Annotated in this window: 2 protein-coding genes; both read right to left on the bottom strand. The window is 32.1% G+C overall.

Translation table 11 applies throughout. The features are described from left to right. Positions 1-2 precede the first annotated feature (2 nt). A complete protein-coding gene (locus tag HUN22_RS16805; RefSeq protein WP_174731777.1) occupies positions 3-575 on the bottom strand; it encodes a TetR/AcrR family transcriptional regulator in 573 nt (190 codons plus the stop codon). 594 nt (positions 576-1,169) lie between these two features. Then, entirely contained in the window at positions 1,170-1,457 is a 288-nt protein-coding gene (locus HUN22_RS18275) for a hypothetical protein (RefSeq protein WP_254617559.1), read from the bottom strand. Positions 1,458-1,868 lie beyond the last annotated feature (411 nt).

Genomic DNA, 1,868 nt, shown 5'->3' with positions numbered 1-1,868 from the left:
ACTTATTTTTTTGCTCTTTCTAATTCAATTAAGATCTGGATAAAGTCCCATGTTTTTTGTGGATTAATCATCTCTTTATCTGAGGTTGCGTCACTCATCATCCCTTCTAAAATAGAAATGAATAAGTGTGTAAAGCTTTCTGGTTCTTCCAAATTAAGTTGCTCAAACAATGCAAGAGTGTGTTGGTAGAACCGATCCCGATGCAAATTTAAGATTGGCTGTATTGATGGATAGTGTGGAAGGAGTTCTGTTCTTGCTTTTTGGAATAGATCACCCTTGAAGTTTATATTAAGAATTAAATCCATATACCAAAAATAGGTCGTTTCTAATCGACTCTGAGTAGATTTTCTATATTTGATTTGATCTAAAAGAGTCCGTTTCATTTCATCATGTAAAAACTGAAGGCATTCGACTATTAAATTCTCTTTAGAGCTAAAATATTTATAAACAGTCATTTTTGATACACCTGAATCGGCAATAATCCTATCCATACCGACAGCTGTGAAGCTTTCTTGATTAAATAATCTGATCACGGTGGAGCGTATCGCTTGTTCCTTGGGGTTCGACTTTTTCAAATGTGTATGATTCCAGTATTGGGGGGCAATGATCCTAATAAAGTAACTTTTGTGAGGCAAGAGGGGATTGTAAAAAGTAATTATCTAGTTGATCAACTTTCCTCGTTATCCATGAATTACGTAATATAAATAATACTTTACTTAAACAACATCCTGAATATTTACAGTATTTTCCATGAACTAAACAGAACACGGCATTTTTAGATTTATCAAAATCGAATTGAGCAATACTACGCCAAAAAGGCATGCAAGTGTTGCTTCACTTGCATGTCGAATAGATACTTAATTCTATTGTTGCTGTTGCTGCCTGGTAAGGATTACATTGAGATCATGCCAGTAGGACCAGTCATAGAGTATTTTTATAATGGTCACAAAACAGAATCCGCTTGCAATAAGAATAAAGATATTCCACATATTCTCAGTTAGACCTAGATTGAGGAACGGCTCCTTTTCAAAATTGAGTAAAAATGGCCAAATGCACATTGAGAGCATAAGGAATAGGTTCATTATTATTGTAATTTTAACTCTCTTGCCTAGTGTGGAATGAATATCAATAATCTTGCCTGATTCATCACGGGATACAACAAAGCCTGCTCAATTCCATGCAAAAGCCCAATATTTCATTTCAAAATCATCGGCATCAGATGTTTCCATAAAATATTCTAACTCTTCATATTTCGCATTTTTTACACCACTCAAAGCCGCAGCTGCATTGTTCCAAAGGATTTTTTTTACTTTCTCAGACTCATTAAGTTCTTTGATTCTGGTACGATCTTCAAAGAACTTGTTTAGACGTTCCGATCGTTTTGCATTAAGTGTTTGGTTATAGGTTGGGGTAATAAATTCTCTTAGTTTTTCAAAGAAGTTAAAGTCAATACTCATACTTTATCCTTTTATATTTATTCCAAAGATATTTGAGAAGTCTTTGAACTGTATACTTGGCCTATTTTAATGTTGCATTCAATTTTGTATTTTTTTACAGCAATTTTAACATAAGGTAAAGCTCGGTAACTTAGAAGTTATCATATTTAAAAAATAAGTTATAGATTTTAATTTTATTAATAAGAGTGCTTGTTTTTTTAATGTTTAAAGGTATCCTTTATTTTAAAATCATCTTCATGTTTAAAATACATGTATTTTAATTATTAATTATATTCATATTGTTTCTTTGGGTGGTTTGAAGTTATTTTGAAGTTATAGATTGTGTTTCCTAATCCATAATCTATGAAACAATTCCTTTAGATTGAGGCAAAGGGGGTGGTTTATCTATAGCTTAAAGGAATAAGCTATAGA

This window comes from Acinetobacter lactucae, assembly GCF_013344765.1.
Taxonomy (GTDB): Bacteria; Pseudomonadota; Gammaproteobacteria; order Pseudomonadales; family Moraxellaceae; genus Acinetobacter; species Acinetobacter lactucae_A.
Note: the sequence above shows the minus strand (reverse complement) of the source record. Positions and strands in the feature narration are given on the sequence as shown.